This window comes from Sphingomonas phyllosphaerae 5.2 (assembly GCF_000419605.1).
Classification (GTDB): domain Bacteria; phylum Pseudomonadota; class Alphaproteobacteria; order Sphingomonadales; family Sphingomonadaceae; genus Sphingomonas; species Sphingomonas phyllosphaerae_B.
Window position 1 is genome coordinate 1,492,896 of record NZ_ATTI01000001.1, and the last position, 24,605, is coordinate 1,517,500.

Sequence of the window (24,605 nt, forward strand, 5' to 3'; positions counted from 1 at the left end):
CCCGGCCGTCGCTTTCGCCAAGCCGGGCCGACGTGCGCCGATCCATCGGCATGACAGCCGTCGCGATCCACTCGGGGGGCGGGGTGACGGAGCCGGCCCCGCCGGGGCATCGAACCTACGTGGCGATCGGCGTTAGCCGGTCAGCGCCTCCCCCAAGGCCGCGAGCAGCGCTGCGTCGGGCGCGGCCTGACCGGCAACGACCAGCCCGATGTCGCGCGTGGCGTCGAATTCCGCCAGCGGCACGCGCACGACGCCGGGCTCGCGAAAGCCGTCCGGCATCACCGTGATCCCCAGCCGCGCGCGGACGTGCGCCAGCGCGCGGTCATCGCTGGTGGTGCGCGCCGGGAAGAATGGACGGACCCCGCGCGCGGTGAAGAAACGGCTGGTTTCGGACAGCATCTCGCAGTGGCGGCGCACGATCATCGCCTCGTGCGCGACCTCCTCGGCGCGCAGTACAGTGCGGCCCGCGAGCGGATGCGTCGCGCCGACCGCGAGCGAATAGCCTTCGGTCAGCAGGTGCTGCCCCGCCGCGCGGGCATCGCCGTCGCGAAGGATCGTAAGCGCGGTGTCGACGCGGCCGCGGGCGAGTCGCGCGCGCAGATCGCGTTCGGTGCCCTCGACGATCTCGACCGGTTCGCCGCCGCGCGTCGCGAGCCAGCGCTCGATCCAGCGCCGCGGGATCGTGGTGAGCACGCCAAGCCGCAGAACCGGCGTGGCGGCGCCGCCGGTCACCGCGCGTTCGGCGGCGGCGAACCCCGCCTCGATGGTGCGCGCATGTGCGAGCAGCCCGGCACCCGCGTCGGTCAGCGCGACGCGGCGGTTGGTGCGGTTGAACAACGTGCGGCCCAGCGACGCCTCCAGCCGCGCGATCCCGACCGACAGCGTCGGCTGCGACACGTTGCAGGCCGCCGCCGCGCGCGAGAAGTTGCCAGCATCGACCACCGCCAGGAAGTAGCGCAGATGATAACGGTCGATCATAGACGGCATCTATACACAGCTTGTGCGCGTTTCAATTTTGCAGCGCCGTCACGGCACCGTACAAGACCGGCAAAGACGACATAGGAGAGAGCGATGGACCTCGATTTCGGTCTGGGCGAGATGGCGGACACGATCCGCGAGACGGTGCGGCGCTTCGCGGCCGACCGGATCGCACCGATCGCCGCACAGGTCGATGCCGAGGATCGCTTCGCGCGCGAGCTGTGGCCGGAGATGGGCGCGCTGGGGCTGCACGGCATCACCGTCGACGAGGCGGACGGCGGGCTGGGGCTCGGCTACCTCGAGCACGTCATCGCCTGTGAGGAGGTGAGCCGCGCCTCGGCCGCGATCGGGCTCAGCTACGGCGCGCATTCCAACCTGTGTGTCAACCAGATCCGCCGCTGGGGCAATGCCGAGCAGAAGGCCAAGTATCTGCCGGCGCTGATCTCTGGCGAGCATGTCGGCAGCCTCGCGATGTCGGAGGCGGGCGCCGGATCGGACGTCGTCTCAATGAAGCTGCGCGCGACGAAGGTTGACGGCGGGTGGCGGCTGAACGGCACCAAGTTCTGGATCACCAACGCCGCCTATGCCGATACCCTGGTCGTCTATGCCAAAACCGACGTCGAGGCGGGTTCGCGCGGGATCACCGCCTTCCTGATCGAGAAGGATTTTGCCGGTTTCTCGATCGGGCAGAAGATCGACAAGCTGGGCATGCGCGGCTCGCCGACGGCAGAGTTGGTGTTCGACGATTGCTTCGTCGCCGACACACAGGTGATGGGGCCGCTGAACGGCGGCGTGAAGGTGCTGATGTCCGGGCTCGATTACGAGCGTGTCGTGCTGTCGGGTATCCAGCTCGGCATCATGCAGGCGTGCATCGACACGGTGTTGCCGTACGTGCGCGAACGCAAGCAGTTCGGGCGGCCGATCGGCGAGTTCCAGCTGATGCAGGCCAAGGTCGCCGACATGTATGTCGCGCTGAATTCGGCACGCGCCTATGTCTATGCGGTGGCCAGGGCGTGCGATGCGGGACGGACGACGCGCTTCGACGCGGCGGGATGCATCCTGCTCGCCTCCGAAAGCGCGGTGAAGGTGGCAGGCGAGGCGATCCAGGCGCTGGGCGGCGCCGGCTATACCAAGGACTGGCCGGTCGAGCGCTACTGGCGCGACGCCAAGCTGCTCGACATCGGCGCCGGCACGAACGAGGTGCGCCGGATGCTGATCGGACGCGAGTTGATCGGGCACGACGCGCCGAGGGCACAATGACCGCGCTGCGCTCGCTGGTCGACACCGGCGCGGAGGCGTTCGCGGCCAATGACGCGCACAATCGCGCGCTGGCGGCGGCGTTGCGCGACACGGCGGCGCAGAGCGCGCTGGGCGGATCGGCGCAGCATCGTGCCCGCCACGTCGCGCGCGGCAAGCTGCTGCCGCGCGACCGCGTCGACCGGCTGCTCGATCCCGCGGCGCCGTTCCTGGAGGTCGGCGCGCTGGCGGCGAACGGCATGTACGATGACGGCAAGGGTCAGGGGGGGGCACCGGGCGCGGGGATGATCGCGGGGGTAGGACGGGTCTCCGGCCGCGACTGCATGATCGTCGCCAACGACCCGACCGTGAAGGGCGGCGCATACTTCCCGATGACGGTGAAGAAGCATTTGCGCGCGCAGGAGATCGCACGCGAGAACCGCCTGCCGTGCCTGTATCTGGTCGACAGCGGCGGCGCGAACCTGCCTCACCAGGCGGAGGTGTTCCCGGACCGCGAACATTTCGGGCGGATATTCTTCAACCAGGCGCAGATGTCGGCGGAAGGGATCGCGCAGATCGCCTGCGTGATGGGCAGCTGCACGGCCGGCGGTGCGTACGTGCCCGCCATGTCCGACGAAAGCGTGATCGTCCGCGATCAGGGGACGATCTTCCTCGCCGGGCCGCCGCTGGTGAAGGCAGCGACGGGCGAGGTGATCTCGGCGGAGGAACTGGGCGGCGCGGAGACGCACGGCCGCCGCTCGGGCGTGGTGGATCATGTCGCGGAGAACGACGAGCACGCCTTGCTGATCGTGCGCGACATCGTCGCGACGCTGGGCAGGGCGCGGGCGCCCGAGGTGTCGCTTGCGACCCCGCGCGCGCCGCTGCTCGACGCGCAGGAATTGTATGGCATCGTGCCGCAGGACGTGCGCGCGCCCTATGACGTGCGCGAGGTGATCGGCCGGATCGTCGACGGGTCCGACTTCCACGAGTTCAAGGCGCTGTACGGCACCACGCTGGTGTGCGGCTTCGCGCATATCTGGGGGATGCCGGTCGCGATCCTCGCCAACAACGGCGTGCTGTTCAGCGAGTCGGCGCTGAAGGGTGCACATTTCATCGAACTGGCGTGCCAGCGGCGCATCCCTTTGCTGTTCCTGCAGAACATCTCCGGCTTCATGGTCGGCGGCAAATATGAGGCGGAAGGGATCGCCAAGAACGGCGCGAAGCTGGTGACCGCCGTCGCGACCGCGTCGGTGCCGAAGATCACCGTGCTGATCGGCGGCAGCTTCGGCGCGGGGAATTACGGGATGTGCGGTCGTGCCTTTTCGCCGCGCTTCCTGTTCAGCTGGCCCAACGCGCGTATCTCGGTAATGGGCGGCGAGCAGGCGGCAAGCGTGCTGGCCACCGTCCACCGCGATGCCGAGACGTGGAGCGCCGACGACGCCGAACGCTTCAAAGCGCCGATCCGCCGGAAATACGAGGACGAGGGCAATCCTTACTACGCGACGGCGCGGCTGTGGGACGACGGGATCATCGATCCGGTGCAGACCCGCGACGTGCTGGGCCTCGCCTTCGCCGCCACGCTGAACGCGCCCGTGCCCGAGCGCGCGCAGTTCGGCCTGTTCCGGATGTGATGCGCGTACTGCTAGCCACCGAAGAGAGGCGCCGATGATCCTGCTGATGCTGCTGTTGCAGACCACCCCGGTCGCCCCGATCGTGAAGGGTACCGCATTGCCGCCACCCGGCACCGAGGAGGCGCAGGTGATGGCGCCCGTCGGCGCATTGCTGCGCGCGCTGGAGACGAACGACCGCGCCGCGGTGCTCGCCGCCACGGTGCCGGAGGGGACGATCACCGCGACCCGCACCGCGCCCGATGGCAGGCCGCAGCGCCGCACGCTTCGCTGGGCCGATTATGCCGCACAGCTGACGCCGGAGAACGGGCCAGTGATCGAGAAGCTGGCGACGCCGGCGATCGAGATCGACGGGGACATGGCGATGGTCTGGGCGCCGTACACGGTGACGGTCGCGGGCAAGCCGGCGCAGTGCGGATACAACCTTTTCGACATGGTGCGTGGCGAGGCGGGCTGGAAGATAATGAACGTCGTCTATTCGGCGCGCACCGCGGGGTGCACGCCATGATCGCCTCGCTTCTGATCGCCAACCGCGGCGAGATCGCGCGCCGCATCATCCGCTCCGCGCAGGCGCTCGGCATTCGCACGATCGCGGTGCATTCCGACGTCGACGCCGGAATGCCGTTCGTGCGCGAGGCCGACGAAGCGGTGTGCATCGGCACCGCGGCCGCCGCCGACAGCTATTTGCGGCAGGACCGTTTGCTGGAGGCTGCGCGCGCGACCGGGGCGCAGGCGATCCACCCCGGCTATGGTTTCCTGTCGGAGAATGCCGGCTTCGCCGAGGCGGTGGTCGCCGCCGGGCTGGTGTGGGTCGGCGCGCCGCCCGCGGCGATCCGGGCGATGGGGCTGAAGGATGCCGCGAAGGCGCGGATGATCGCCGCCGGCGTGCCGGTGACGCCGGGCTATCTCGGCGAGGATCAATCGCCCGATCGCCTGCGCGCGGAGGCGGATGCGATCGGCTATCCGGTGCTGATCAAGGCCGTCGCCGGGGGCGGCGGCAAGGGGATGCGGCAGGTCGAGGCACCCGCCGACTTCGCCGAGGCGCTGGCGAGCTGCAAGCGCGAGGCGGCGGCGTCGTTCGGCGACGACCGCGTCCTGATCGAGAAATACATCCTCTCGCCGCGTCATGTCGAGGTGCAGGTGTTCGGCGACACGCACGGGCAGGTCGTGCACCTGTTCGAACGCGATTGTTCGCTGCAACGTCGCCACCAGAAAGTGATCGAGGAAGCGCCGGCGCCCGGGATGGATGCGGAGACGCGCGGCGCGGTGTGTGACGCCGCGGTGCGCGCGGCCCGGGCGGTCGATTATGTCGGCGCGGGCACGATCGAGTTCATCGCAGACGGCTCAGAGGGGCTGCGCGCGGATCGCATCTGGTTCATGGAGATGAACACGCGGCTGCAGGTCGAACATCCGGTGACCGAGGCGATCACCGGGCAGGATCTGGTCGAGTGGCAGCTGCGGGTCGCGTCCGGCGAGCCACTGCCGAAGTCGCAGGCCGAGCTGTCGATCACCGGCTGGGCGATGGAGGCGCGGCTGTATGCCGAGAACCCGGCAACCGGCTTCCTGCCGTCCACCGGCCCGCTCGACCGGCTGCGCTTCCCCGCCAACGTGCGTGTCGACAGCGGCGTGGAGGAGGGCGGCGCGGTCACGCCGTTCTACGACCCGATGATCGCCAAGCTGATCGTCCATGGCGCCACCCGCACGCAGGCGGCGCAGCGCCTGGCGGCCGCGGCGCGCGGCACGCAGGTGTGGCCGGTGCGTACCAACGCGGCGTTCCTGGCGCGGGCGGCGGCGCATCCGGACTTCGTTGCAGGACGGGTCGATACGGGCTTCATCGCGCGCCATGCGGACGCGCTGATCGCGCCCGCCGAGCCCTCGGCGGAGGTGATCGCCGCGGCGGCGGCGGCGATCCTGCCGCCGGTCACGGACGATCCGTGGACCGCGTTGCGTGGGTTCCGCACCAACGCCGCGCCCGCCCCGCTGGTGGCGGTGGAGGTCGCCGGCAAGGCGCATCTCGCCGCCCCCGCCGTGCTGCCGGGCGCGGAGGTCGCGGACGGCGTTCTGTTCGTGGCGGGCGAGGCGTGGCCGTTCGGGCCGCGTCGCGCCGATCACGTCGGCGGTGCCGGTGACGGCGATGGCGCCTTGCTTGCGCCGATGCCCGGACGGGTGATCGCGGTGCCCGTCATCGCCGGCCAGAAGGTGACGCGCGGCGAGCGGTTGCTGGTGCTGGAGGCGATGAAAATGGAGCAGGCGCTGGTGGCGCCGTTCGACGGCATCGTCGCCGAACTGAAGGTGACCGAGGGCGCGCAGGTGACCGAGGGCATGCTGCTCGCGCGGATCGTGGCGGAGGAGGGTTGATGGCCGGGCGTTACTACGACGATTGGCAGGTCGGCGACCGGATCGTGCACGAGATCCGCCGCACCGTGACCGAAACCGACAATCTGCTGTTTTCGACCATGACGCACAATCCCCAGCCGCTGCACCTTGATGCGGAGGCGGCGCGGGCGAGCGAGTTCGGGCAGATCATCGTCAACGGCACCTTCACCTTCGCGCTGATGGTCGGCCTGTCCGTGGGCGACACGACGCTCGGCACGCTGGTCGCGAACCTGGGCTACGACAAATTGGTGATGCCCCATCCGGTGTTCATCGGTGACACGCTCCGTGCCGAAACCGAAGTGCACGAATTGAAGGACAGCCGCTCGCGACCGCAAGCGGGGATCGTCACCTTCGCACACCACTTGCGGAACCAGCGCGACGAGATCGTCTGCCAATGCCTGCGCACCGCGCTTCTGAACAGGAAGCCGGCATGACGTGGCGCTCGCTGCTGTTCGTGCCGGGCGATCGGCCCGAGCGCTTCGCCAAGGCCGAGGCAAGCGGGGCGGACGCGTTGATCCTCGACCTGGAGGATGCGGTTGCCGCCGCCACGAAGGACGTTGCGCGTGCCGCGATCGCCGCGCGGCTGCGCGGGCCGCGTGGTGCCGTGGCGCTGATCGTTCGCGTCAATCCGCTCGATACCGCGCTGTGCGTTGACGACCTCGCTGCGCTGGGCGGTCTCTCGCCGGATGCGGTGATGCTCCCCAAGGCGGAGGGCGCGGCGAGCGTGCGTGCGCTGTCCGAACGGCTGGCGGGGGCGGGGATCGCTGCGCCGATCCTGCCGATCGCCACCGAGACGCCCGCCGCGATCTTCCAGCTCGGCAGCTATGCCGGATGCGGCGTGCCGCTCGCCGGACTGACGTGGGGCGCGGAGGACCTGCCTGCCGCGATCGGCGCCGCCACCAGCCGTGAAGAAGACGGCCGTTTTACCGCGCCTTATGAGATGGCGCGCGCCTTGACGCTGTTCGGCGCGCATGCCGCCGGGGTCGCCCCGATCGAGACGGTCTATCCGGCGTTCCGCGATCTCGACGGGTTGCATGCCTATGCGGGCCGCGCCGCACGCGATGGCTTCACCGGCATGATGGCGATCCACCCCGCGCAGATCGCCACGATCAACGCCGCTTTCACGCCCACGCGCGCGCAGATCGACCACGCGCAGCGGGTAGTCGCAGCCTTCGAGCAAGCGCCGAGTGCGGGTGCGTTGCAGCTCGACGGCCGGATGATCGATGCACCGCATCTGCTGCAGGCGCGGCGGCTGCTGGCGAGGATCTGAAGGCGCGCGCGCCAGGACGGCACCGCGCGACCGGAACCCTGCCGATCGCCCCGCGCTATGCCGGGATGCAGAACGACGACGACATCCCCAACGCCCGCCATCGCGCAGTGCCCAGCGGCCGGCTCGCACGCCTCGGCGGATTCGGCCGCCTTGCCGGCGGCGTCGCGGGCGGAATGCTGGCGGAGGGCGCGCGGCGACTGGCGGCGGGTGAGCGGCCCAGGGTCGGCGACCTGATCCTCACCCCCGGCAACGCCGCGCGCGTCGCGGACCGGCTGTCGCACCTGCGCGGCGCCGCGATGAAGCTGGGGCAGATGATCTCGATGGACGCCGGCGACGTGCTGCCGGCCGAGTTGCAGACGATCCTCGCGCAACTCCGCAACCAGGCCTACCGGATGCCGCCGCAGCAGCTCGACGGCGTGCTGCGACGTGAGTGGGGTGCGGATTGGCGGCGCCGCTTCCGGCATTTCGAGGCCTCGCCGGTGGCGGCTGCGTCGATCGGGCAAGTCCACCGCGCGACCTTGCCGGACGGACGCGTGCTGGCGATCAAGGTACAATATCCCGGGGTCGCGGAGAGCATCGGGTCGGACGTCGACAACGTCGCGACGCTGCTCCGCGTGTCCGGCCTGCTCCCTGCGACTCTCGACCTCAAGCCGTTGCTGGAAGAGGCCAAGCGCCAGCTTGCCGAGGAGGCCGATTACGTCCGCGAGGGCGCGCAGCTTCGGGCCTATCGCGAGCGGCTGACGGGTGATGCGCGCTATATCGTGCCGTCGCTGGAGGAGGCGCTCACCACCCGCCGCGTGCTGGCGATGGAGTTCGTCGAAGGTCGCGCGATCGAGGCGCTCGCCGACGCGTCGCAGGAGGAGCGCGATGCAGCGATGACCTCGCTGATCGCGCTGGTGCTGCGTGAATTGTTCGAGTTCGGCGTGATGCAGACCGATCCGAACTTCGCCAATTATCGCTGGCGCAGCGAGACGCGGACGCTGGTGCTGCTCGATTTCGGGGCGGCGCGCGACGTGCCCGCGGCGACGTCCGACAGCTATCGCCGGCTGATCGCGGCCGGGCTGGCCCGTGACCGCGACCTGATCCGCGAGATCGCGGTCGAGACGGGCTTCATCGGCACCGCCGCCGCGACGGCACATCGCCCGGCGATCGACCGGATCATCGCTGCGATCGACGACGCGCTCAATCGCCCCGGCCCGTTCGACTTCGGCGACCGCGCCTTCGTCCCGGTGGTGCGCGAGGAGGCCAAGGCGATCGTCGCCGACCGCGCAACGTGGCACGTGCCGCATGTCGAGACGCTGTTCGTACAGCGGAAGGTCAGCGGGACGGCGTTGCTGGCGGCGCGGTTGAAGGCGCGGGTCGATGTGCGCGGGCTGGCGGCGGCGGCTGTGGGGTACTCAGGGTAGGTGCCGCATATCTGTGGCCGCACCCGATCGATATACGAAGGTGCTGTCGCTTGGCTATGCCGCGGCTAGAGCGGTTTCCGGCCACGTTGCACCACCGTCATCGCCCTTTGGGCGCCCCGACGCGGCGTGGTGATTTCGGCCGCCGCGGGGTTGCTCCCCGCTTACGATGCCAAAGCATCGCGCCCTCCTCGCGCCTTGCGACGGATCGAAATCCCCTCCATGCCGATGGCGCAACATGATCCGAAACCGCTCTAGCTTGTAACTCCGCCGCCCGGCCGGTTGCCATCGGTAACGCCGAGCATGCGCAGGCCCGTGTGATCGTCGAGGCCGAACGCAGGTTGCCGCGTGGCGGTTCGCCACTCGATGCGCGAGCGGCCGTGCGACCTTGCGAGCTGTAATCCATTTTTTGTCGTGCGGATGTGCCGACATGGCGCCGACCGGATTAGCCGTTGAGAGATGCCGCGGGCAAGTCATTCCCGTGTGCAGGCGCGCCTGCATGACGGCGATGTGTTGCCGGCTGGCGTGAACGGCGGCAACCACTTTCAACAAGGCAATTCAATCACAAACCCCCCGTCATCCGTAATCGGAAAGCGCGGTGGTATCCGTTGCCGGCAAAGTCATGTTCGCTAGGAAATATCTTCCTACTATGTTCATGTGAGCAATTATAAACCCCGACGAGCTATTTATTTCGTGTTCTGCAAGTCGCGCCGAAGACGTATCTTCCTTTAACACACCGGTAATCTGTTGGCTGATAACCGTTCGTCACCGCAGCGGGAGTCGCGACGTGGCCGAAAACTGGTCGCGCAAGTCGCCGCGCGATCAAAAGGGGAAATTCCAGTGAGTTTGACGAACGCTACATTTTGTACGCTGCGCAAGGGTGTTTCGGCAGCGGCCTTGGTCGCGGCGATTGTCCGCCAGCCTATGCGCAGGAGGCGGTGCCGACCCCGGGTAAGGACGCCCGAGGCCGGCAAGATGCAGCGGCGGCAGCGACACCGTCCGACGCGGATGTAGGCAACACGGTCGTCGTCACCGGGACGTTGTTTCGGGATTCGAACGCCACCTCGATCTCGCCGGCGACGGTACTCAGTTCGGCGACGCTCCGGCGGGCGAACATCACGACCGCACAGGATGCGATCCGTTCCATTTCGGCAGACAGTGCCGGCTCGATCTCGACCGGGTTCCGCAACGGATTCTCGGCCGGCGGCGCTGCCGTATCGTTGCGCGGTCTCGGCGTCTCGTCGACGGTGGTGTTGATCGACGGGCTTCGCTCGGCGAATTTCCCGCTGAACGATGACGGACACAACGCCTATGTCGACCTGAACTCGATCCCGTTCAGCGTTATCGACCGCATCGAAGTGTTGAAGGACGGCGCATCCTCCACTTACGGCGCCGACGCGATCGGCGGCGTCGTCAACCTGATCAGCAAGAAGAACTTTCAGGGGGTGGAAGGGTCCGTGCAGGGCGGCACGACCGATCACGCCGACGGCCCGCACTATCGCGCGACCCTGACGGTCGGACACGGCGACTATAAGGAGCAGGGGTGGAATTTCTACCTGAACGGCGAATATACCTATGACGGGTACATCACCAACAACTCCCGCGGCTACCCTTTCAACACTCTCGATTTGCGACGCAGCGGCCTGGCCGACCGGAACCGTAACGATGACTCGCTCACCGCCGCGAACCCGCAGGCCGTGGTCACGCAGGTCACCCAGTCCGACCTCAACAATCCGTTGTCCGGCAAAGTCGGTGCGCCGCTGACCAACCAGTATCAGCTGCTCAACCCCGCCGCCTGCCCCTTCGGCAGCTTTACGGTGGCCACGGCGGCGGCACGCGGCACCGGCTGCAGCCACAACCTGCCGGATGAATATTCGATCATCCAGCCGCGGCAGCAACGATATTCGACCACGGGGCGCCTGACCGTGCGCCTGAGCGATAATCTGGAGGCCTTCGCCAGCGGCAGCTACTCGCATTCCGAAGTGAGCATCACCGGCGCGCCGATGCCGATCCGCTCGGCCGAGCCGTTCCGTGGTCCTTCCGCTCTCGCGTCCAGCAATCCCGGCATCGTCCTGCCGGTCTATGTCTGCTCCGCAGGGGTGAACTGTTCCACGGCTGCGGACCGCCGGCTCAACCCGAACAATCCCTACGCAGCGGCCAATGCCGGCACCCCGGGGCGCGGCGCGGCGCGCATCTTCTATCTGTTCGGCGACATTCCAGCGGGCAGCGATCGCTACCTCGACGTGTTTCGCGGCACGGCGGGCATCGCAGGCGATCTGGGCGACGGCTTCAGATTCCGCGTGAACGGCGTCTATGCCCGCGACAATCTGAGTGTCACGCAGCGCGGCTACATCAACGTCCAGGGCCTGTTGGGTGCGATCAACACGGGGGCCTACGATTTCGTCAATCCCGGACAGAACACCGCGGTGGTGCGACAGCAGGTTTCGCCGGATCGCATCACGCCGTCCTATTCGACGGTAGCGACGATCGGCGGTTCGCTCATCAAGCGGGTGATGGAGCTGCCGGGCGGCGACCTCAACATCGGTGCGGGCTTCCAGATCCGGCGCGAGACGTTGATGAACCGCAACGCGAACGCGGACCTGAGCTTCTACCGGCTGAACACCTCCTCCGCGCAGGGGCGCCAGACCGTCACCGCCGGGTTCTTCGAGATCGACGCGCCCTTCGCGGAGCAAGTCGACTTGAATGTCTCGGGACGATACGATCATTACTCGGAGGGTTACAGCAACTTCTCACCGAAGGTCGGTGTCAGGGTCACGCCGGTCGAGCAGATATCGCTTCGTGCGACCTATTCACAGGGTTTCCGCGCACCCACATTCGCCGAGAACAATCCGGCCAGCAGCTATGCCGGCTATTCGCCATTCGAGTCGCCGGCTGTCTTTGTTGCCGCCCACCCGGGCAATGCCGATTATACCAATAATTACAACATCGGCAGCGGCGCCACGGGCAATGCCAAAATCCTGCCGGAAGTGTCGCGCAGCGTCACGTTCGGTACATTGCTCAAGCCGACGCGCTGGCTGGCGCTGACGGCCGACTATTACAACATCAAGAAGTCGAACCTGATCATCAATGGCCCGCGGCAAGCTGCGGCCATCAACGCATACTATAGCGCGACTAACAAGGAGAGTGGCTGCGCTGCACTTGCGGCGGTGGGTGAAGGCTACAGGTGCAACGTGATCGACGCACCGGATCCCGCCAATCCGGACGCACTGCCGCGCCTGATGGTGCTCGACGTCCCGTACGTGAACGCCAATTATCAGGTAAGCTCGGGCATCGACGTGCAGGCTTCGGCCAATATCCGGATGTCCGGCGAGGTGCGTCTCATCAGCCGGCTCGACGTTACCCGCGTATTGCGCCTCGATCTGATGACGCCGGACGGGGTGATGCAGAAGTATGCCGGTACGCTTGGACCGTACAACCTTTCATCAGGCGGCGGAACGCCACGCATCCGCGGCAACTGGCAGAACGTGCTTGAGGCGGGCAATTTCGCGCTGACCGCGACGACCTATTACGTCGGGCGGATCAAGCAGGTCGCCGCCGACGAGATCACCCCGGTGAATGGCGCGATCGACCTGTCATGCGCCAATACGCTGGCCCCGATCCCGAAAGGCGGTGATCCGAGAAACCAGTGCTACGTCCGGCCGTTCGTCTACGCCGATCTGAACGCCGCGTTGCGGGTCAACGATCAGTTCCGCTTCTTCTTCAACGTACAGAACATCACCAACGCGCGCGCACCGCTCGCGTCCGGAGCCTATACCAGCAATCCCAATTATCTCGTCAGCTGGCATTACGCGGGGCTCGTCGGCCGTAACTTCAGTGCGGGTGCGAACTTCTCCTTCTAGGTCGACACTCATGGACGAGACGCATCGGGGCAGTGGCATTCCCCGATGCGTGTCGTCATGCTGCCGCGATCGGGAGCCGAGCTGCTGCAATCTGATCCACGCGAGGTCAGGCCATCTGCGTCCGGCAATCGATGCCCGTGACCTGACGATCCTGCCGCCCGAACTTTTTCCCAAGGAGTCCGCCTGCGTAATCCACGGCGACGGAAAGCGGCGCGCTAGCGATGTGGTGCCTTGGGGCTGGCCGCGCACCGTACCGGCGCGTACGGGCTGCGCGGGACACAGGGTCGCCAACATCCGCGACCACGACGTGCCGTTCTGATGAAAGCGACGCGTCCACTTTGGAAATCGCTTGCGCGAGCGGACACTTGCCGGCCGACTACAATCTTGCCTGCACGTCATCTGGCATAAATCAACATGTCAGTGCAGCGCAGCCTCCAAGGATCGAAGCAGGCTGCCAGAGGTGAACGGCTTGGGACAGTTGATCGCGTCGGGGTAACGCGCAGTAATCACTTCGTCGGCATACCCGCTGGCGAAGATGAACGGTATACTTCGTGCGCAAAGCGCGTCGGCCACGGGGAATACCTCCTCGCCGCGGAGATTCACATCCAGTACGACGGCGTCGATATCGGTTTCATGATCGAGGAGCTCCAGCGCACTCGCGACAGATGCCTTTGGCCCGATGACCACGGCACCGGCATCCTCAAGCTCCCATTGTATACCCTGTGCCAGCATGAACTCGTCCTCGACGATGAGGATTCTGCGATCAGTCAGCGTCATAGGTCGTCTCCGCTACATGGGATCGTCAAATCGGCAACGACATCATACATCTGACGCCATCCTCTTCCATGACATAGGTCGTGTGCGCGCTCAGTTGGAACGGCATGGCCTTCTCGATCAGCAGCCTGCCATGACCCGTGCCTTGCGGGGCAGCCCCGGGCGGCGGCATGACGACCCCGGTCTCGCGCCAGTCGACATGCAACAACCGCTGCCCCTGAGCGTCCGCGTCGACCCACCACCGCACCGACAGATGCGCATCCGGCTGCTTCAGGGCCCCGTATTTGACCGCGTTGGTGGTCAGCTCATGCAGGGCCATGGCGAAGGTCTGCACAATCCGCGACCTGAGCGGCACCTCGTCCGGACCTTCAAGCGTCACGCGCTGCTCAACCTCGTTGAGGGCGCCCGTGGCGTCCAGCTCTGCACGGATCAAGGTTCCGAAGCTCACCTTTTCATCGACGGGCAAGCGGGAGAGCAGCCGCTGGACGCGGGCAAGCGCATCGATGCGGTCACGAAATTTCACTCTGAACGCGGCAAGATCGACGGACGATCTTATCGTCATGTCCGCGGTCGACTGCACCATGCCCATGAGATTGAAAGTGCGGTGCTGCAATTCCTCGACGAGCAGCTGCTGGCGATCCTGAAGGCGGCGGAGATCGTCGACGTCGGTCGAGGTTCCGAACCATTCGATCGTGGCGCCACTTTCGTCGCGGAGCGGGGTGGCTCTGGTCTGGAACCATCGATAGCAGCCTGTGGCGTGCTCGCGGATCCGGTACTCGGCGCTGAAAATCCCGTCCTCCCCGGCGCGTTCCCATGCGGCACGCGCGACGTCGCGATCCTCCGGGTGGATCGGCTCCAGCCACCCCCAGTCTCCACTGGCTGCGTCGTCCTGGCCGGTGTACTTGACCCATTGCGAGCTCGACCAGGTCCATCTGCCTGGTTCGTTTGCCCGCCAGACGAGTTGCGGAATATTCTCGAGGACGGCTTCGAGATGCGACTGTGTCGCGCGCAGGACGGTGAGGTCGTGGCCGATGCCGCCGATCAGCACCACCTTGCCGTCGCGGTCACGGATGGGAAAATCGCTGTTGCGGAGCCAGCGGATCTGTCCGTCTACGGGCCTCTTGATCCGATATTCGAAGCTCACGCATTCGCCTGCGCGCACGCGTCCGATCATTTCGTTGGCATGCACCCGGTCTTCCGGAACGATCAGGTCGAGCCAATTATTATAATTGTCGCCGGCGAGCACCTCGTTTCGCCGCAGGCCGTAAATGGTCTTGAAGGCGGGCGTCAGATACTGCCATTGCATCGTCTCTGCGTCGCGGATCCATAATACGTCCTGCGACGCCTCGCCGAACTGCCACAGCAGCTCCTCGCTTTCGCGGACCTGCGCCTGCGCAAGCTCATCCCGCAGCCTGAGGACCTCGATCTCGCCTCGCTTTCGTTCGTCGATGTCGATGTTCATGCCCACCCATTTCCCGAGGTGCCCGTCGGCGTCGAGTACGGGTGCGGCGCGCACGTTGGTCCAACGCCAGCTGCCGCCGGGCGCGCGAAGCCGGAATTCCGCGTCCAGGAACCGTCGAGCGGTGACGGCGTCTCGCCATTGCTGCCACGCATAATCGCGATCGTCCGGGTGAATGGCATCCAGCCAACCATCGCCCAGCCACTCTTCCAGCGTCTGGCCGGTGTAGGCTCGCCAGCTCGGGCTGTCCTTGCTGACGCGTCCATCGGCATCGGCCTCCCACACCGCCTGGGCCCAGCTCTCTATCAGTAACCGGTGGTGCTCTGCGCTACCGTCCAGGATGCCTGCTTGCTGCTGAGACACGTCGTTTTGCTCCGGACAGGGTAGCAGGAGACTCAATGCAGTGATGAATAGCCGCGGGCCTTTCTATGCAATAGATCAAGAAATCAGCTGAAATCACGCATTATACTGAGCGATGATCTCGGCTATGTGGGATTTGCCGGGATGCGAAGTGAACATCGACAGTATTACGCGTGGCCGGGATTGACCGAGGATATAGACAATCGACAAACTGCCGCGGTGCCGAGGTTTGTGGAGGGCAGGATGGGGACGGAAGCTGCAATGGCCCGTGCGGATATTCCTCGGGGAGAAAACCATGGCGCCGTCGCATGCGGGAGTAACCTGGGTGCCGCCGGACAGGGACTCTTCGGGCGAGGCCGGCAACGGTTTACATTATCACCCGGGCGCCAGGCGCCACATCATTAAACTCTACCTATGTTATAAGAAATGTTAGATTAATGTGGGGACGATGTCGGCTTGCGTGTTATAGAGCGTCATCGCCGACCTACTTACATGACAAGTCAGCGACCGAGAGATCCTTGTGCTCCCGTCGAGGGAGATCCGCATGTCTAACAATAGCCTCGACGTTCTTGCCGATCGGCTTTCCCAGCGGGCATCGCTCACGGACGAGGACAGGGCAGCCCTCACCATGCTCCCGTACGTCCGCCGCATCCTCAACCCACACACCTATCTCGTTCGCGAAGGCGAAATGCCGCGGCCGTATTGCAGCCTCGTGCTCTCCGGCCTGGCGTATCGCCATAAGCTCGCCCTCGACGGCAAGCGTCAGATCGTTTCGATCCACCTGACAGGCGATCTACTGGATTTGCAGCACCTGTTCCTCAATGTGGCAGACCACAGCGTACAAGCGCTCACCGAGCTTGTGGTAGCCGACATCGATCGTAACGCGCTTCAGGACATAGCGCTGAGCCGGCCGGCCGTTGGTCGCGCGCTTTGGGTGGATGGTCTGATCGATGCATCGATATATCGCGAGTGGGTTCTCAACGTCGGTCGTCGCGACGGGCGGGCGAGGATCGCCCACATCCTTTGCGAACTTGCCGTCCGCATGCGTGCCGCCGGGATCGCCGACTCGATAAGCTTTCGGCTGCCAATGACTCAGGAACAACTCGGCGATGCCACCGGGCTGACCGGGGTGCATGTCAACCGGATGGTCAAATCTCTCGTTGCCGACGGACTGATCGAGCACAGTGGCCGGACGATCGCCATTCGTGATTGGGAGGGCATTCGTCGGGAGGGCGACTTCAACCCGCTATATCTGCATCTCGATCAGGTAGCGCCGCGGTTCGATGTCCCGCTAAGCGCCTTGTTCGACGAGACGATGGAGTAGCGCCCGCGAGCCAGCTGATGTAGTCGGCTCGATATGCGTCACCTCCGTCATCCCGGGTCGGCGCTCACAGGCACAATTTAGCAGCCGAGCTGTTCCCCGTCGTCTTTCTGCGCCAGCGAAGCGGTGGAGAGCGGGCTCCGTGGAGCATCTGGTCGGCGGCGATGTCGATCGTGCCTGCGACAATATCCTTCCATGCCTGAATGCGGTTCCGATGGTCCGGTCGGCAATACGCATGCGTGGTGGCGGGGGCGAGTTACCCGACTGCGCTTCCGGCGCCTCTCGGCATCGCGGTGCGGCGAACGGGAACTCAACAGAATGTGCCGCCGGCTGTATCGACGCGAACCGATACCCGCCGCGCGTTTCGCGCGGACGGATCGATCTAAACGCGGCGGAAAACGACGGAAAAGGTGGTGCCGGTTGCAGGAATCGAACCCGCGACCTTCGGTTTACAAAACCGCTGCTCTACCAGCTGAGCTAAACCGGCCGACCGTCGTACGGGGCTCCATGCGTCAAGTCGGGGCCGAGGTCCAGTCCCTCCGCGCTGCGCGTCTGCCGCAGACGATCAGGCGACGCCGAAGGTCCAGCCCTCGGTCGCGGCGACCTGTGGGTCGAGCGCCGCAGGATGCCAGAGGTCGGCGCGCGATGCGGCGCGGCGTAGCCAGGCGGCGGTCATCAGCGCATCGGTGACGTGGTCCGTGTAGGTGGGGAGCGGCGCGTGCGGCGCGCTGCCCAGCGCGGCAAGTGCGGTGTCGAGCGCGACGGCGTCGCGCAACTTGCTGAGGCCACGGCGCAGGCCGGTCGCGCGCGCGGCGATCGCAGTGTAGATCTCGACGATCGCCGCACCGCGCGCGGGTAGGGGATCGAAAGGCCAGACGGGGATGCGTCCGCCGAGATGATGGAGCAGGCGCATGCCGGCGAAGCTGGCCTTGGCGACCTGCGACGCGCCGATCGCATCGTAGACGGTCGAAGGCTTGGTGGTGCCGTCGGCCTGTTCGCAGATGCGCCAGTGCAGGAAGTCGCGCTTGGTGCCGTCGGCGGCGCCAAGATAGAAATGACGACCCCGGCGTGCCTCCAGGAAGGACGCCGCGCCCAGGTCGAGGTCGGTGGCGTGGGCGTCGACATAGGCCCAGAGCGCACGGGCGTCACGCGTGTCGGTCTCGCCGGGCAGATGCGCGCCGCGTGTTACGAACGGCGCGGAGAAGCTGAAATCGAAGCCGGCGAGCAGGGGTTCGTCGCGGTGGGCGAGCAGCCAGTCGAGGACGGCTGTGCGTGACCAGGCGCTGCCGTCCGGCGGCGCGATCAACGTCGGGGCGGCGTGTCCGGCGACGCAGGTGGCGACGGCGATGCCCTTGTGACGGCTACCTCTCGCACCCGACCAGTCGATCGCGACGAAGCGCGTGAAGCGGTCAGGGGCGGGGGCCATGTTCTGCCTGCGCCTTCTTCGTGGCGCGATCCCACCATGCGCGGGTGAGGACGACGCGGACGCGCTCCGGGTCGGCGCTGCCGTAACGGACCAGCAGGCCAGGCCAGTTCGCGTAATGCGCGGTCTCCCAGAAGGTGGCGGGATCGCTTTCGATCAGGATCGCCTTCTCCTCGTGCGGGGCGACGACGTGAAAGCTGCCGGGTTCGCGGCCGGTCGAGCAGATCAGCTTGCCGCGCGTCTTGATCGCGGGGTGGCCGTACGACGTCGACGCCTCGGTCGCAGGCAGTGTGAGCGCGAAGGCGGCGACGTCCTCCCAGCGGGCGAAGGTCAAGGCGCCGCGATCAGGTCGGCGGTGAAGCGCGCGACGTCGAAGCGGGTGCCGGTCGGGTCCTCGCCGCGGCGGACCACGACGAGCCGGTGAGAGGGCACCACCATGACGTACTGGCCGCGGTTGCCCTGCGCCGAATAGCTGCCGGCGGGCAGCCCCTGCGCGGGGCCGAACAGCCAGATCGACGCGCCATAGCCTTCGCTGCGATCGGGTTGTGGACCGGCGGGAGTAGTCATGTAGCGCATCCAGCCGGCGGGGAGGATGCGGCGACCTTCCCAAACGCCGTCCTGCAGCCAAAACTGCCCGAGGCGGGCGAGATCGCGCGCGGTGGTCCACATGTCGCTGGAGGCGATGAGATTGTCTTGCCAGTCACTCTGCGCGACGGTGTGACGCATGCCGAGCGTGGCGAAAAGACGGTCGGGCAGCGCACGGTAGCGGGCGTCGCCTAGCGAGGACCGCAGCGCCCTGGCGACGAGCATGATGTCGTTGTTGGCGTAGCGGAAGCGCTCGCCGGGACGCGAGGAGAGCGGCCACGACGTCGCCTGTTCGGTGACGGCAGTGCCGCCGAAGTAGATCGCATCGGTGCGGTTGCCGGCGGTGTCGCTGTGCAGCCCCGAGGACATGCGCAACAGCTGATCGAGCGTGATCCGCGCGCGCGGATCGGCGCCGTACCGGCTGCGCCATTCGGGGATGTCGGCCGGTCGGCGGACGTCGATGCCGCTTATCCCGACCAGCGTGCCGGTGATGCTCTTGGCGACCGACCAGGTCCGGTTTGCGACATACGGGCCGAAGCCGTCGCGGTAGCGCTCCGCGACGATGCGACCGTCGCGCAGGACGACGACGCCGAGCGTCTCGCTGCCGCGGCCATAGGCGCCATCGAGCGCGCGGTCGACGACGCGGGTCACCGCTTCGGAAGGGCGAGGGGCGATGCCGGCGTCGCCCAGCGGCCACGGGCGCGGGTCGGCGCCCGCGACACGCGGCGGCGCGGTGCGGCGTGCGCCGGGCAGCGGGGCGCCGATCGGGGCGAGCGTGCAGCCCTTGCCGGCGGTCCAGACGGCATGGCGCGCGGGAAGCTGCCGGTCGAACGAAACACTGACGGTGCCGGCGCGGCGATCGACCTGCGCGGCGAGCGTCGGCACGATCTCGTCATATTCGGGGTAGATGCCCCTCAAATCGAGCGCTTCGACCTGCCGTTCGGTGCGGCCGGCGGTAAAGACGCCGCTGCACAGGAACGCGGCCTTGTAGCCCGCGGCGATCGCGCGGACGTAATTGGCGCGGTCGTCGGCGCGAACCGATTGCGGGGATTGCGCAACGGCGGGAGCGGCGAGGGCGATCAAGGCGGGAAGGGCGAGGAAGCGGCGCATGACGACGTTCATCCCATCCCGTATTCGCGAGGGCAATGCGAGATTTACGTGGCATTGCGAGCGAAGCGACCCGCGGTACCGCTCGACCGGGGATCGCTTCGCTCACAACGGCAATACGGCGCTACTGCGCAGGGGCGGCGACGCGGCCCGTGCGCTCCAGCTTGCCCCAGCCGACCACCATGCCGCGGACCGCCGAGGAGATCGCGCGGATCACGACCCCGTACATGATCTGCCGGTAGACCAGCCGCTGCGCGATCAGCAGAACGGCGGGGTAGCGCGCCTTATGTCCGTCGAGACGATAGGCGATCCAGCCGCACACGACCTCTACCGCAGTGAAGGCGAGCCAGTAGAGCCCCATCTTGCTGATGTCGCCGCTGGTCTGCGCCCAGCCATGCTGGTGCACGCGGAGTGCGGTGCCGACGATCGACAGAACCAGCGTGAGATCGATTAGCGGGGAGATCGCGGCGAAGAGGATCTGGAACAGCCACGCCTGCGGCAGGCCGACCAGCGCGAGACCCGACGGCTTGCGGGTGCGCAGGATCGCGCGATGCTTCCACAGGCACTGCAGCGTGCCGAACGCCCAACGATAACGCTGCTTGGCGAGCGCGCGGAACGTCTCGGGCGCTTCGGTCCATGCCACCGCGCGCGGATCGTAGGTGACGCGCCAGCCGGCGCGCTGGATCGCAATCGTGAGATCCTGATCCTCGGCCAGCGTATCTTCCGGGTACCCACCGACCGCGTCGAGCGCGGCACGACGCCACGCCCCGACCGCGCCGGGGACGACCGTCATCGCATCGAATCCGGCGAGCGCGCGGCGTTCCAGGTTCTGCGCGGTGATATACTCGATCGCCTGCCAGCGAGTGACGAGATTGACGCGGTTTCCGACGCGCGCATCGCCCGCCACCGCGCCGATGCGCGGATCGGCGAACCAGCGTACGAGGCGGGTGATCGTCTCGATCTCGAACTGCGTATCGGCGTCGAGCGCGATGACGACTTCGCCGGTGGCCTGAAGCAGCGCGCGGTTCAGCGCCGCGGCCTTGCCGCCGTTCTCCAGCGTCAGCAGCGTGACGCGCGGGTCGTTCGCGAAGGCGGCGGCGACCGCGGCGCTGGTGCCATCGCGCGAACCGTCGTCGGCGACGATCACCTGCAGATCGGGATAGTCGCTGGACAGCACGCGCGCGACCGAGCTGGAGATCACGCGTTCCTCGTTATAGGCCGGAATGATCACCGACACCGTCGGGCGGTGGACCGGCGGCTCGCCGCGGCGGCGGCGGCTCTGCACCCAGGCAAGCGCTGCCATCAGCACCGCGCGCGCCATGCCGAGCCCGATCGCGAGATACGACAGCCACCCGATCAGCCCGACGATCCCGGCGAGCACGACGAACATCGCGACGTCGGCGCGCACCGCCAGCAGGTCGCGCCCGACCACCTTGGGCATCGCTTGCGCCTGACCGAGCCCTGCAAGCTGCGACACGGTGACGAACTGGTAACCCTCCGCCTTCAGCGTCCGGATGATCTGCGGAAGCGCCGCGACGGTTTCCGACCGGTCGCCCCCGCCGTCGTGGAGCAGGATGACGTTGCCCGAGCTGGTCGGGGTGGCGCCGTGGACCTGATCGATCACCTGCGTGACGATCGAATCGGTGCCGGGGCGTGCCCAGTCGTTGGGATCGACGTGCAGCCCGGTGACGGTATATCCGAGCTTCTGTGCGACCAGCGCCGGCCCGAGCTCGTCGGTGGTGGTCGGCTCCGCGTCGCCGAAATAGGGCGCACGGAACAGCGTCATGCGACGGCCGGTATACGCCTCCACCAGCCGCTGGGTGGTGTTGATCTCCAGCCGTGCCTGCCGCTCCGAGACGGCGGCCAGATTGGGGTGGCTATAGGTGTGGTTGCCGATCTCGCCGCCGTCAGCGACGATGCGGTTAAGCAGGCCGGGTTCCTCCAGTGCGTTCTGCCCGATCACGAAGAAGGTTCCAGGCACCTGCGCCTGTTCCAAAACCTTGAGGATCTTCGGCGTCCAGGTGGGGTCGGGACCGTCGTCGAACGTGAGCGCCAGCCGCTTCGGGTTCTGCGCGCCGGTGCGCTGGACGACATAGGGCGTCGGCAGCACGTCGTAGCGCTCGTCGGTGATGATGCCCTGTGCATCGCGCGCCACCTTGCGGACACCCGCTGCGGGCGTCGCGGTGATGCGCAGGATCTCGCCAGTGCCCTCGACATCGGCGTTCAGCAGCGCGCGCGGCGTCGACAGGTCGGGGGTGCCGCCGGTACGGAAGGCGGTGAGATCCGACCAGAAGCCGGGGTCCTCGCTGCCGAGCCGCCACAGCGCGACGTCATCGATGCCGAGGCGCTTCAGCGCGGCAAGCTGGTTCCAACTCGTGGCTGCGTCCAGCAACCATATCGAATGGCGCTTTCCGTCTTCGTCATACGCGAAGGCAGCGTTGCCCGCGTTGCGATCGAAGGTGATCGACGCCTGGCTGTCGTGCGCGGCGAGCCACGCGTCCTCGATCGAGAGCGCGTCGGTGTCGTCGCCGTGCCAGTCATAGGCGTAGCTGCCGAGCGCCACGACCAGCTTGTCGCGGCCGACCGCCTTGATCGCCGCGGCGACCTGCTCGACGAACCACGGCTGCGCAGCGATCGGGCCGGGTAATCCGCCCTCCCAATGCTGGTCATAGGCCATGAAGATCAGCCGGTCGGAGGCACGCGCGATCGCCGCGACCGGCCATGCCTCGTCCTCGGCCGGTGCCGTCACCGCCAGCTGTGCCCCCTTGGGAAGTGCGGTGCGCAGGATGCGGAGGAAGCGCAGGTAATCGTTCATGGCGCCGGCCGGCAGCGCCTCGAAGTCCATGACCACGCCGGCGCGGTGCGTCGCGACGACATAGCGGCCGAGCTTTTGCGCAAACGCGCGCGATGCCTGCGGATCGCGCAGCAACGCCGCAGCGCCGGCGCCATCCCAGTCGCTGTCGCCGAAGTTCTGCACCATCGGCAGCACCTTGGGCGCGTGCTTCATCGCGGCGATCATGCGATCGAACGGCAGGTCGGGTTCGACCTGCACCTGATGCCGGGGACCGGACACGCTGATCGTCGCCGGCACCACCCAGTCGAGACTGGCGCTGTGACGACGCAACGAGGCGATGCTGGCGTCGTCGCCGGGCACGTAGAAGCCGATCGACAGCGGCGAGTGCGGGTCGTTGGCGGCGGCGGGTCGATGCGGCAGCCAGCTCGCGATCCCGCGCCCGACCCCTTTTTCGACGCGCAACGCCGCGGCACGAGGCTGCGGCAACGGCAGTGCGAGATCTCGCCCGCGCGGCACGCGGATCAGCGTCGCGGCGAAGACGATCGCGCTGATGACGATCACCGCCAGCAAGACGGCCACGACGCGCTTCGACAGGCGACTGCGCCGCCCGGTGGGATCGAAGAAGATGGGACGGGTCATGGCTCAGCGACTTTCCCTGGTCGCCGCGGCTCCGGCGGTCGTAACGATCACGAATCAGCTCCCGACGGGCAGGGCGCCCGAACGGATCCCGGATAGCGCACCGTCTCCTAAGGCAGCGTGATGGGAACATTACGGTTCGGTCATCGAGCGGGTCGGCGGGGAAGTATGACCGATCGGTCATCTTCGGATCATCTTGCGACGAGGAGGCCAACGCTACCCCATCGGCAGGAGATTCCTGCCATGCCGAACGTGCCGCATCGCTCGCGCCCCACCGACCCCGACCTGCGCGCGATCGGATTGCTGACGCTCGTGCTCGTGCTGCTTTTCGCTGCGGCAACGGTGGGAATGGTGTGGACGCGCGTGCTGCACGGGCGCGGCACCGCGATGCCGGGGCGTGAACTGATCGGCGCCACGTTCGCGCCGCTGGAGGAGGCCGGCGTGGTGGTGGACAGCGTGCGCGCCGACGGCATCGCACGGCGCGGCGGGCTGCGGGTCGGCGATGTGATCGAGGTGGTGGACGGTGCAGCGGTGCGCAGCGTCGATGCCGCCGATCGTGCATTGCAGGCACCGCGTTTGTTACGGCAAAGGCTCGACATTCGCGTCCGGCGCGGCAAGAGGGAGCTTGATCTGCATCTGGATGCAAGCGGGGGAGCGTCGCGTGGCCAATAAGGTCCTGTTGATTGAGGACGATGACGCCACCGCCGACTTCGTCGCGCGCGGATTGGGCGAGGAAGGCTTCGTCGTCGACCGTGCCGCCAACGGACGCGACGGGTTGTTCCACGCCACCGACGGCAGCTACGACTGCATCGTGCTCGATCGGATGCTGCCCGGGATCGACGGAATGGGCGTGTTGGCGGCGGTACGCGCGGCGGGGATCGAGACGCCGGTGATCGTGCTCTCGGCGCTGGGCGCGGCGGAGGACCGCATCCACGGCCTGACCAACGGCGCCGACGACTATCTGACCAAGCCGTTTGCGTTCGTCGAGCTGCTGGCGCGGATCCGGCTGCTGATTCGACGCGGCGGGTCGGGCAAGGCGGTTGAGACTGTCCTGCGGTGCGGTGATCTCGAAATGGACCTGCTGGCGCGGCGGACGAAGCGCGCCGGCCGCCCGATAGACCTTCAACCGCGCGAATTCCGCTTGCTTGAATTCATGCTCCGACACGTCGACCAGGTGGTGACGCGCACCATGCTGCTCGAAGGCGTGTGGGATTACCATTTCGACCCCGGCACCAATGTGATCGACGTACACCTGAGCCGATTGCGCAAGAAGGTGGACGAAGGCTTCGATCACCCGCTGCTGCACACCGTGCGCGGCGCGGGGTATCGGCTCGGCGTCGATCGCTAGGGCATTGCTGCGCTCCGCCACCTTCCGGTTCGCGGCACTGGTGTTCC

General features: G+C 67.1%; 20 protein-coding genes and 1 tRNA gene (1 of these 21 only partly in view). 13 read left to right on the forward strand and 8 right to left on the reverse strand.

The annotated features are described in order from the left end of the window. Window positions 1–132 precede the first annotated feature (132 nt). Window positions 133–978 (reverse strand): LysR family transcriptional regulator, encoded by an 846-nt coding sequence (locus SPHPHY_RS0106970; protein WP_022685981.1) that lies wholly within the window; start codon window positions 976–978, stop codon window positions 133–135. Window positions 979–1,071: 93 nt separating this feature from the next. Here SPHPHY_RS0106970 and SPHPHY_RS0106975 point away from each other — a divergent pair, with 93 nt between their 5' ends. The 9 genes from SPHPHY_RS0106975 to SPHPHY_RS21925 all read left to right on the forward strand — a co-directional run bounded on the left by SPHPHY_RS0106975 (window position 1,072) and on the right by SPHPHY_RS21925 (window position 13,070). Continuing rightward, a complete protein-coding gene (locus SPHPHY_RS0106975; RefSeq protein WP_022685982.1) occupies window positions 1,072–2,238 on the forward strand; it encodes an isovaleryl-CoA dehydrogenase in 1,167 nt (388 codons plus the stop codon). Continuing rightward, window positions 2,235–3,845 carry a carboxyl transferase domain-containing protein gene (locus tag SPHPHY_RS0106980; protein WP_022685983.1) on the forward strand — a complete coding sequence of 537 codons (1,611 nt, stop codon included), beginning with the start codon at window positions 2,235–2,237 and terminating at the stop codon, window positions 3,843–3,845. Before SPHPHY_RS0106975 ends, SPHPHY_RS0106980 begins: the two co-directional genes overlap by 4 nt. Before the next feature lie 34 nt (window positions 3,846–3,879). After that, window positions 3,880–4,350, forward strand: coding sequence for a hypothetical protein (locus SPHPHY_RS0106985; RefSeq protein WP_022685984.1), 471 nt, complete (start codon window positions 3,880–3,882; stop codon window positions 4,348–4,350). Then, window positions 4,347–6,200 carry an acetyl/propionyl/methylcrotonyl-CoA carboxylase subunit alpha gene (locus SPHPHY_RS0106990; RefSeq protein ID WP_022685985.1) on the forward strand — a complete coding sequence of 618 codons (1,854 nt, stop codon included), beginning with the start codon at window positions 4,347–4,349 and terminating at the stop codon, window positions 6,198–6,200. The genes SPHPHY_RS0106985 and SPHPHY_RS0106990 overlap by 4 nt, the downstream gene beginning before the upstream one ends. After that, window positions 6,200–6,652 carry a MaoC family dehydratase gene (locus SPHPHY_RS0106995; RefSeq protein WP_022685986.1) on the forward strand — a complete coding sequence of 151 codons (453 nt, stop codon included), beginning with the start codon at window positions 6,200–6,202 and terminating at the stop codon, window positions 6,650–6,652. Before SPHPHY_RS0106990 ends, SPHPHY_RS0106995 begins: the two co-directional genes overlap by 1 nt. After that, window positions 6,649–7,488 carry an HpcH/HpaI aldolase/citrate lyase family protein gene (locus SPHPHY_RS0107000; RefSeq protein ID WP_022685987.1) on the forward strand — a complete coding sequence of 280 codons (840 nt, stop codon included), beginning with the start codon at window positions 6,649–6,651 and terminating at the stop codon, window positions 7,486–7,488. Before SPHPHY_RS0106995 ends, SPHPHY_RS0107000 begins: the two co-directional genes overlap by 4 nt. A 65-nt stretch (window positions 7,489–7,553) precedes the next feature. After that, the gene (locus SPHPHY_RS0107005; RefSeq protein ID WP_022685988.1) at window positions 7,554–8,894 is read left to right on the forward strand and encodes an ABC1 kinase family protein; all 1,341 of its coding nucleotides are present in this window, start codon (window positions 7,554–7,556) and stop codon (window positions 8,892–8,894) included. A 935-nt stretch (window positions 8,895–9,829) separates the two neighbouring features. Then, window positions 9,830–12,751, forward strand: coding sequence for a TonB-dependent receptor plug domain-containing protein (locus SPHPHY_RS19590; protein ID WP_022685989.1), 2,922 nt, complete (start codon window positions 9,830–9,832; stop codon window positions 12,749–12,751). A 10-nt stretch (window positions 12,752–12,761) separates the two neighbouring features. Beyond that, a complete protein-coding gene (locus SPHPHY_RS21925; RefSeq protein WP_156025052.1) occupies window positions 12,762–13,070 on the forward strand; it encodes a hypothetical protein in 309 nt (102 codons plus the stop codon). Between the two features lie 98 nt (window positions 13,071–13,168). On the opposite strand, the gene SPHPHY_RS0107015 is transcribed toward SPHPHY_RS21925, so the two are convergent. Together SPHPHY_RS0107015 and SPHPHY_RS20925 are read right to left on the reverse strand one after the other, a co-directional pair. Then, window positions 13,169–13,528 (reverse strand): response regulator, encoded by a 360-nt coding sequence (locus tag SPHPHY_RS0107015; protein ID WP_022685990.1) that lies wholly within the window; start codon window positions 13,526–13,528, stop codon window positions 13,169–13,171. 25 nt (window positions 13,529–13,553) lie between these two features. Then, entirely contained in the window at window positions 13,554–15,347 is a 1,794-nt protein-coding gene (locus SPHPHY_RS20925) for a PAS domain-containing protein (RefSeq protein WP_156025053.1), read from the reverse strand. 541 nt (window positions 15,348–15,888) lie between these two features. On the opposite strand from SPHPHY_RS20925, the gene SPHPHY_RS19600 reads away from it, so the two are divergent. Then, on the forward strand, window positions 15,889–16,668 hold the full coding sequence (locus SPHPHY_RS19600; RefSeq protein WP_043130752.1) for a Crp/Fnr family transcriptional regulator: 780 nt from the start codon (window positions 15,889–15,891) through the stop codon (window positions 16,666–16,668). A gap of 408 nt (window positions 16,669–17,076) precedes the next feature. On the opposite strand, the gene SPHPHY_RS0107030 is transcribed toward SPHPHY_RS19600, so the two are convergent. From SPHPHY_RS0107030 to SPHPHY_RS0107050, 5 genes are all read right to left on the reverse strand, one after another. Then, a tRNA-Thr gene (locus SPHPHY_RS0107030) sits at window positions 17,077–17,152 on the reverse strand. Between the two features lie 78 nt (window positions 17,153–17,230). Continuing rightward, the gene (locus SPHPHY_RS0107035) at window positions 17,231–18,091 is read right to left on the reverse strand and encodes a hypothetical protein (protein WP_022685993.1); all 861 of its coding nucleotides are present in this window, start codon (window positions 18,089–18,091) and stop codon (window positions 17,231–17,233) included. Continuing rightward, entirely contained in the window at window positions 18,075–18,422 is a 348-nt protein-coding gene (locus SPHPHY_RS0107040) for an MmcQ/YjbR family DNA-binding protein (RefSeq protein ID WP_022685994.1), read from the reverse strand. The genes SPHPHY_RS0107035 and SPHPHY_RS0107040 overlap by 17 nt, the downstream gene beginning before the upstream one ends. Then, window positions 18,419–19,795: a serine hydrolase domain-containing protein gene (locus SPHPHY_RS0107045; protein WP_022685995.1), complete on the reverse strand. Its 1,377-nt coding sequence runs from the start codon at window positions 19,793–19,795 to the stop codon at window positions 18,419–18,421. The genes SPHPHY_RS0107040 and SPHPHY_RS0107045 overlap by 4 nt, the downstream gene beginning before the upstream one ends. Window positions 19,796–19,904: 109 nt before the next feature. Next, window positions 19,905–23,213 carry a polysaccharide deacetylase family protein gene (locus SPHPHY_RS0107050; RefSeq protein WP_022685996.1) on the reverse strand — a complete coding sequence of 1,103 codons (3,309 nt, stop codon included), beginning with the start codon at window positions 23,211–23,213 and terminating at the stop codon, window positions 19,905–19,907. A 165-nt stretch (window positions 23,214–23,378) separates the two neighbouring features. Here SPHPHY_RS0107050 and SPHPHY_RS0107055 point away from each other — a divergent pair, with 165 nt between their 5' ends. The 3 genes in view from SPHPHY_RS0107055 to SPHPHY_RS0107065 are tightly spaced (at most 4 nt apart) and all read left to right on the forward strand, a layout consistent with a single transcriptional unit that may run on beyond the window. Beyond that, window positions 23,379–23,882, forward strand: coding sequence for a PDZ domain-containing protein (locus SPHPHY_RS0107055; protein WP_196802137.1), 504 nt, complete (start codon window positions 23,379–23,381; stop codon window positions 23,880–23,882). Next, complete coding sequence (locus SPHPHY_RS0107060; RefSeq protein ID WP_022685998.1) at window positions 23,872–24,558, forward strand: response regulator transcription factor; 687 nt, start codon at window positions 23,872–23,874, stop codon at window positions 24,556–24,558. Before SPHPHY_RS0107055 ends, SPHPHY_RS0107060 begins: the two co-directional genes overlap by 11 nt. A gap of 4 nt (window positions 24,559–24,562) precedes the next feature. Continuing rightward, on the forward strand, window positions 24,563–24,605 hold the 5' end (the start) of the coding sequence (locus SPHPHY_RS0107065; protein WP_022685999.1) for a sensor histidine kinase. 1,307 nt of this gene lie beyond the right edge of the window; the window shows 43 of its 1,350 coding nt (coding positions 1–43); the start codon lies at window positions 24,563–24,565; its stop codon lies beyond the right edge, outside the window.

Coding starts and splice junctions, on each gene's coding strand:
- SPHPHY_RS0106970 (WP_022685981.1), bottom strand. CDS start 978: ATGATCGACCGTTATCATCTGCGCTACTTCCTGGCGGTGGTCGATGCT.
- SPHPHY_RS0106975 (WP_022685982.1), top strand. CDS start 1,072: ATGGACCTCGATTTCGGTCTGGGCGAGATGGCGGACACGATCCGCGAG.
- SPHPHY_RS0106980 (WP_022685983.1), top strand. CDS start 2,235: ATGACCGCGCTGCGCTCGCTGGTCGACACCGGCGCGGAGGCGTTCGCG.
- SPHPHY_RS0106985 (WP_022685984.1), top strand. CDS start 3,880: ATGATCCTGCTGATGCTGCTGTTGCAGACCACCCCGGTCGCCCCGATC.
- SPHPHY_RS0106990 (WP_022685985.1), top strand. CDS start 4,347: ATGATCGCCTCGCTTCTGATCGCCAACCGCGGCGAGATCGCGCGCCGC.
- SPHPHY_RS0106995 (WP_022685986.1), top strand. CDS start 6,200: ATGGCCGGGCGTTACTACGACGATTGGCAGGTCGGCGACCGGATCGTG.
- SPHPHY_RS0107000 (WP_022685987.1), top strand. CDS start 6,649: ATGACGTGGCGCTCGCTGCTGTTCGTGCCGGGCGATCGGCCCGAGCGC.
- SPHPHY_RS0107005 (WP_022685988.1), top strand. CDS start 7,554: ATGCAGAACGACGACGACATCCCCAACGCCCGCCATCGCGCAGTGCCC.
- SPHPHY_RS21925 (WP_156025052.1), top strand. CDS start 12,762: ATGGACGAGACGCATCGGGGCAGTGGCATTCCCCGATGCGTGTCGTCA.
- SPHPHY_RS0107015 (WP_022685990.1), bottom strand. CDS start 13,528: ATGACGCTGACTGATCGCAGAATCCTCATCGTCGAGGACGAGTTCATG.
- SPHPHY_RS19600 (WP_043130752.1), top strand. CDS start 15,889: ATGTCTAACAATAGCCTCGACGTTCTTGCCGATCGGCTTTCCCAGCGG.
- SPHPHY_RS0107035 (WP_022685993.1), bottom strand. CDS start 18,091: ATGGCCCCCGCCCCTGACCGCTTCACGCGCTTCGTCGCGATCGACTGG.
- SPHPHY_RS0107045 (WP_022685995.1), bottom strand. CDS start 19,795: ATGAACGTCGTCATGCGCCGCTTCCTCGCCCTTCCCGCCTTGATCGCC.
- SPHPHY_RS0107050 (WP_022685996.1), bottom strand. CDS start 23,213: ATGACCCGTCCCATCTTCTTCGATCCCACCGGGCGGCGCAGTCGCCTG.
- SPHPHY_RS0107055 (WP_196802137.1), top strand. CDS start 23,379: ATGACCGATCGGTCATCTTCGGATCATCTTGCGACGAGGAGGCCAACG.